The organism is Streptomyces sp. NPDC054863 (genome assembly GCF_053610825.1).
Map to the genome: position 1 here is coordinate 1 of NZ_JBSGZD010000390.1, position 6,263 is coordinate 6,263.

Genomic DNA, 6,263 nt, shown 5'->3' on the forward strand with positions numbered 1-6,263 from the left:
CCATGGCGTCCCGCCCGCGCAGCCGCCGCCTGCGCCGCACCCTGCTCGCCGCTCTCGTCGCCGCCTCGGTGGCCGTGCCCACCGCCGGTGCGGCCGGGCCGGCCGCCGTGCCCGCACCCGCGCCCGCCGCCGCCAAGGCCCCGGCTCCGGCCGCGACCTCCGGCGACGACGGTGCGTACGTGACCCCGCTGGTCCGCAAGCTCGCCGCCGAGAACGGCGTCGACCTGGGCCAGGTCAAGGGCACCGGCGTCGGCGGTCGCATCCGCAAGCAGGACGTCGTGGCTGCCGCCGAGGCCGCCAAGGCCCCGGCTCCGGCTGCCGCCGCCCCGGCCGCGACCTCCAAGGCTCCGGCTCTTGAGGTCTCGCCGCTGCGCGGTCAGACGGTCAAGATGACCCGCATGCGCAAGGTCATCGGCGACAACATGATGAAGGCCCTGCACTCGCAGGCGCAGCTCACCAGCGTCGTCGAGGTGGACATCACCAAGCTGATGAGGCTTCGTGCTGCCGCCAAGGACGCGTTCGCCGCCCGTGAGGGCGTCAAGCTGTCCCCGATGCCGTTCTTCGTCAAGGCCGCGGCCCAGGCGCTGAAGGCCTACCCGGTCGTCAACGCCCGGATCAACGAGGACGAGGGCACGATCACGTACTTCGACTCGGAGAACATCGGCATCGCCGTGGACTCCGAGAAGGGCCTGATGACCCCGGTCATCAAGGGTGCGGGCGACCTCAACCTGGCGGGCATCTCGAAGAAGACCGCCGAGCTGGCCGGCAAGGTCCGCGGCAACAAGATCACGCCGGACGAGCTGTCCGGTGCGACCTTCACGATCAGCAACACCGGCTCGCGCGGTGCGCTGTTCGACACGGTCATCGTGCCGCCGAACCAGGTCGCCATCCTGGGCATCGGTGCCACCGTCAAGCGTCCCGTGGTCATCAACCACCCGGACCTGGGCGAGACCATCGCGGTCCGCGACATGACGTACCTGGCTCTCTCCTACGACCACCGCCTGGTGGACGGCGCCGACGCGGCCCGTTACCTGACGGCGGTCAAGGCGATCCTGGAGGCCGGCGAGTTCGAGGTCGAGCTCGGCCTGTAACTCCCGCAGTTCGTACAGTTTCTCCACCGCAGCGGCCCCTCCGGGAATTTTCCGGAGGGGCCGCTGCGCGTTAGGGTAATTCCCAGTCGTGGGAGGGATCGGGAAATGCAGTCCGGCAGGAAGACCGGGGCAAAGCGTATTTCGCTGGCCATTACGGGTGCTCTTGCGCTGACTCTCGCCATGGCCGGTTCGGCCGCCGGCCAAGAGGGCGGCATCGCCTGGAGCACCGGTGCGGGCGGCGCCTCCTGGTGGGAGTCCGAGGGGGACCACCACGTGGTCCAGGACCTCGCGAAGGACGGCCACTCCGCGGTGGGCCGGCTCTACGTCCCGTACCGGAACAAGGTCTACAACAACTGGGTGACCGGCGGCCTCAACTACCGCGCGGACTTCAATTTCAACCTCGCCGAGGATTCCGTGATCTCCTACCAGACCTGTGTCGGCGAGGCCGGCACGGGTGCGTTCAGCGCCTGTGGGCCCTGGGTGTACGGGAAAGCCTGACCGCGTGCGGAAGCGGGGAACGGCGGCCCTGGCCGTCACGGCACTGTGGCTGCTGGCGGGCTGCGGGGGTACGGAGAAGAGGGCGGCGGAGCCGGTCGTCGTCGGGCCGGTGGCCACTCCTTCCGGACCCACCGACACGGAAATGCCTTTTGCCGCCCATCTCCCCGGCGACGGCGAATTGAAGGAAATCCAGCGGGCCGAGTCCGTACTCCTCAATTCCTGTACGGCCGAATTCGGATTCACGACGCGGATCACCGCCCATTCCGATGCCGGACTGCTCGCCGACCTCCGCCGGGGCACCACGCTCCCCCGCACCCTCAAAGAGGCGGCGGCGTACGGCTTCCACAACGTGCCCGGCGGGACGGACAGGCCCGCCGGTCACAGGCCCGACCCCGAGCAGCGGACCCGGCTGCTCGTCCTCAACGGCCCCGATCCCCGGCCCGCCCCCGGCGGCGCCCCCTCCACCGGCCCCGACCGCAAGGTCAACGGCCGTGCGGTGCCGCGCGGCGGCTGCGCGGGACGCACCGAACGCACCCTCGCCGAGGGCAGCCCCGCCGAGTCCGCCGAGCACCCCGGCAACAGCGCGCTCAACACCCTCTTGAGGCTGCGGTCCGCCGCCTGGGCGCAGGGGGCCGCGGACCCCGCGTACACGAGGATGGTCGCCGACTGGTCCGCCTGCATGAAGCAGCGGGGCTTCTCCTACCCGTCCTTCGAGGCGGCGGCCGAGGATCCCGCCTGGGCCCGTACCGCCGAGGCGGGCCCCCGCGAGAAGGCCGCGGCCACCGCCGACCTCCGGTGCCGTACGGCGGTGAACTACCTGGGGGTCTCCGAGGCCGTCCATCTGGCGTACGAGCGCCGTGCGGTGGCGGACGCCGCCGCCACCCTCGCCTCGGTCGAGGCCCACTACGACGCGGTCGCGCGCAACGCCGCCAGGGTGCCCGCCGGATCCTCCCCGCACGCGCCGTAGGTCCCGGCCCGACGGCTCCCGGGCTGCCCGTATCGTCATCTCCACACGGCCCGCCCGCCGCGCCGCTCGCCCGCATGAAGGAGCTCCTCATGACCCCGCCCGTCGTCCACTCGCTGCGCGAGCAGATCCGCGAGCACATCGTGGAGGGGATCGTCAGCGGGCGCTGGAAGCCGGGCGAGCGCATCGTGGAGCGCCGGATCGCGACCGAGCTCCAGGTCAGTCAGACGCCCGTGCGCGAGGCGCTGCGCGAGCTGGAGACGCTGCGGCTGATCGAGTCCGCCCCCAACAAGGGCGTACGGGTGCGGAATCTGACGGCCGCCGATCTGGAGGAGAGCTACCCGGTCCGGGCGGGCCTGGAGCAGATCGCCGCCGAGCTGGCCGCGCCGGTGCTCGCGGACGACGTATCGGCCCTGGAGCCGCACGTGGTGGCGCTGTACGCGGCGGACCGGGCGGTCGACGGGGAGGCGCAGGTGCGGCACACGGTGGGCTTCCACCGGGAGCTGGTGCGGGCGGCGGGCAACAGCGTGCTGCTGCACACCTGGGAGGGCCTGGGCATCGAGGTGTTCACGGCGCTGTCGATCCGCTGGCTGGGGACGGTCCAGAAGTCGTACGCGGAGGAGCACGAGGACCTCGTGGCGGCCTTCCGGCGGCGCGATCCGCGGATCGGCGAACTGGTGAAGGCGCATGTGCTCGGATGTGCACCACGGGCGTGAGACGAGCACCGCACGCCCGGATTGCCCGGATTGGGACTTTCGGCACTGACACTTCGTGCCCATTTTTGTGGCACGGAATGCCTAGTTTGGCCTGCGGAAGACTTTTTTGCTCCTAGGCTTTGATCGATCATCGATCAGTTGCTTACAGTCGACGGCGGACCTCATCAGGTCCCGCACCAGCACGGCAAGCACCACAGCACGACCCGGGTCCCGTCCTGCCAGACACAGACCCCCCTTTTTCTCCACCCCCTCCTTCCCGGAAGGCGGCGTCATGACCGACCCCGTACGCAAGCTTCCGAGCGAGCTCGACCAGCTCCCGGACCGCGACACCGAAGAGACCGCCGAATGGGCGGCCTCCCTCGACGCCGTCGCCAAGGCCGCAGGCTCGAACCGAGCCGAATACCTGATGCGCCGTACCCTCCAGCACGCCGAGGCCGCCGGTCTGGCGCTGCCCAAGCTGCTGGAGACGGACTACGTCAACACCATCCCGACCGCCTCCGAGCCCGCCTTCGACGGCGACCTGGAGATGGAGAGCCGGATCACCGCGTGGAACCGCTGGAACGCGGCGGCCATGGTGACCCGCGGCTCCCGGTTCGGCGTCGGCGGCCACATCGCCACCTTCGCGTCGGCGGCCTGGCTGTACGAGACCGGCTTCAACCACTTCTTCCGCGGCAAGGAGGGGGACGGCTCCGGCGACCAGCTCTACATACAGGGCCATGCCTCCCCCGGCATCTACGCGCGCGCCTTCCTCGACGGCCGCCTCTCCGAGCAGCAGCTCGACAACTTCCGGCAGGAGGCGGGCGGCAACGGCCTCCCGTCCTACCCGCACCCGCGGCGCCTCCCCTGGCTGTGGGAGTTCCCGACGGTCTCCATGGGCCTCGGCCCGCTGTCCGCGGTCTACCAGGCGCGCTTCAACCGCTACCTGCAGAACCGCAGCATCAAGGACACCTCGAACTCCCACGTCTGGGCGTTCCTCGGCGACGGCGAGATGGACGAGCCCGAGGCCACGGCCGCGCTCGCCCTGGCCGCCCGCGAGGGCCTGGACAACCTGACCTTCGTCATCAACTGCAACCTGCAGCGCCTGGACGGCCCGGTCCGCGCCAACTTCCGCGTCGTGCAGGAGCTGGAGGGCGCCTTCCGCGGCGCCGGCTGGAACGTCGTCAAGTCGCTGTGGGGCTCCGCCTGGGACGAGCTCTTCCAGCTCGACACCACGGGCGCCCTGGTCCGCCGCCTGCGCGCGGTCCCCGACGCCCAGTTCCAGACGTACGCCACCCGCGACGTCGCCTACATCCGCGAGCACTTCTTCGGCGCCGAGCCCGCGCTCAAGCAGCTCGCCGCCGTCCTGTCGGACGCGAAGATCGCCGAGTGCTTCCACACCTCCCGCGGTGGCCACGAGGCCCGCAAGGTGTACGCGGCGTACAAGGCGGCCGTCGAGTTCAAGGGCGCGCCGACCGTGATCCTCGCGCAGACGGTGAAGGGCTACACGCTCGGCCCCGGCTTCGAGTCGCGCAACGCCAACCACCAGATGAAGAAGCTCACCGGCAAGGAGTTCCGCGCGATGCGCGACCTCCTGGAGCTCCCGATTCCGGACGCCAAGCTGGACGAGTCGCTGGTGCCGTACGGCCACCCGGGCGAGAACTCCCCTGAGGTGCGCTACCTCCAGGAGCGCCGCGCCGCCCTCGGCGGTCCGGCCCCCGCCCGCCGCATGCACGCGTCCGCGCCGCTGCCGCAGCCCGCGGAGAAGTCCTTCGCCGCCCTGAAGAAGGGCTCCAAGCAGGGCATGGCCACCACCATGGCGTTCGTACGCCTGGTGAAGGACCTGATGCGGGACAAGGAGACCGGGAAGCGCTGGGTGCCGATCGTCCCCGACGAGGCGCGCACCTTCGGCATGGAGGCGCTGTTCCCCTCCGCCGGCATCTACTCGCCGCTCGGCCAGACGTACGACCCGGTCGACCGCGACCAGTTGATGTACTACAAGGAGGCCAAGGACGGTCAGGTCCTCAACGAGGGCATCACCGAAGCCGGGGCCATGGCGGACTTCATCGCCGCGTCGACCGCGTACTCCACGCACGGCGAGACGATGATCCCGTTCTACATCTTCTACTCGATGTTCGGGTGGCAGCGGACCGGCGACCAGATGTGGCAGCTCGCCGACCAGCTCGGCAAGGGCTTCATCGTCGGCGCGACGGCGGGCCGTACGACCCTGACGGGCGAGGGCCTCCAGCACGCGGACGGCCACTCGCACCTGATCGCCTCGACCAACCCGGCGTCGCTGAACTACGACCCGGCGTTCGCCTACGAGGTCGCGGTCATCGTCCAGGACGGCCTCAAGAGGATGTACGGGGAAAATCCCGAGGACGTCTTCTACTACCTCACCGTCTACAACGAGCCGATGCCGCAGCCCGCGATGCCCGAGGGCGTCGAGGAGGGCATCGTCAAGGGCCTCTACCGGTTCAAGGAAGCGGCCCCCGCGACCTCCCCGGACGCCGCGCGCGCCCAGCTGATCGCTTCCGGCACGGCGATCCACTGGGCCCTGGAGGCGCAGGAGCTCCTCGCCGCCGAGTGGGACGTGTTCGCCGACGTGTGGTCCGCGACCTCGTGGGGCGAGCTGCGCCGCGACGCGCTGGAGGCCGACGAGGCGCTCCTGCGCGGTGAGCAGCGCACCCCGTACGTGACGGCCGCGCTGGCCGACGCGCCGGGCCCGGTCGTCGCGGTCAGCGACTGGATGCGTCAGGTCCCCGACCAGATCAGCCAGTGGGTCGAGCAGGACTACACCTCGCTGGGCACGGACGGCTTCGGCATCTCCGACACCCGCGAGGCGGCCCGCCGCCACTTCGGCGTCGACGCCCAGTCGGTCGTCGTGGCGACGCTGGCCCAGCTGTCGAAGCGGGGCACGGTCCCGGCCTCGGCGGTCAAGGAGGCGCGGGAGCGCTACGGGCTGTAGTACCCGTACGGCTCGTGTGTCAGTGGCAGCGCGCATGATGACCTCATGCG

The 6,263-nt window shown here is 70.7% G+C and carries 4 protein-coding genes and 1 pseudogene; all 5 read left to right on the plus strand.

Annotated elements, in window-relative coordinates; translation table 11 throughout:
• Positions 1-1,091: pseudogene (gene sucB, locus ACWGIG_RS35985) on the plus strand (2-oxoglutarate dehydrogenase, E2 component, dihydrolipoamide succinyltransferase); the annotation flags it as partial.
• Between the two features lie 180 nt (positions 1,092-1,271).
• On the plus strand, positions 1,272-1,589 hold the full coding sequence (locus ACWGIG_RS35990) for a hypothetical protein (protein WP_453325919.1): 318 nt from the start codon (positions 1,272-1,274) through the stop codon (positions 1,587-1,589).
• A gap of 4 nt (positions 1,590-1,593) precedes the next feature.
• Positions 1,594-2,556: a hypothetical protein gene (locus ACWGIG_RS35995; RefSeq protein ID WP_453325920.1), complete on the plus strand. Its 963-nt coding sequence runs from the start codon at positions 1,594-1,596 to the stop codon at positions 2,554-2,556.
• Positions 2,557-2,645: 89 nt separating this feature from the next.
• On the plus strand, positions 2,646-3,269 hold the full coding sequence (locus ACWGIG_RS36000) for a GntR family transcriptional regulator (protein WP_362422231.1): 624 nt from the start codon (positions 2,646-2,648) through the stop codon (positions 3,267-3,269).
• 271 nt (positions 3,270-3,540) lie between these two features.
• Complete coding sequence (gene aceE / locus ACWGIG_RS36005) at positions 3,541-6,213, plus strand: pyruvate dehydrogenase (acetyl-transferring), homodimeric type (RefSeq protein ID WP_453325921.1); 2,673 nt, start codon at positions 3,541-3,543, stop codon at positions 6,211-6,213.
• Positions 6,214-6,263: the final 50 nt, after the last annotated feature.

Coding starts and splice junctions, on each gene's coding strand:
- ACWGIG_RS36000 (WP_362422231.1), top strand. CDS start 2,646: ATGACCCCGCCCGTCGTCCACTCGCTGCGCGAGCAGATCCGCGAGCAC.
- ACWGIG_RS35990 (WP_453325919.1), top strand. CDS start 1,272: ATGGCCGGTTCGGCCGCCGGCCAAGAGGGCGGCATCGCCTGGAGCACC.
- aceE (WP_453325921.1), top strand. CDS start 3,541: ATGACCGACCCCGTACGCAAGCTTCCGAGCGAGCTCGACCAGCTCCCG.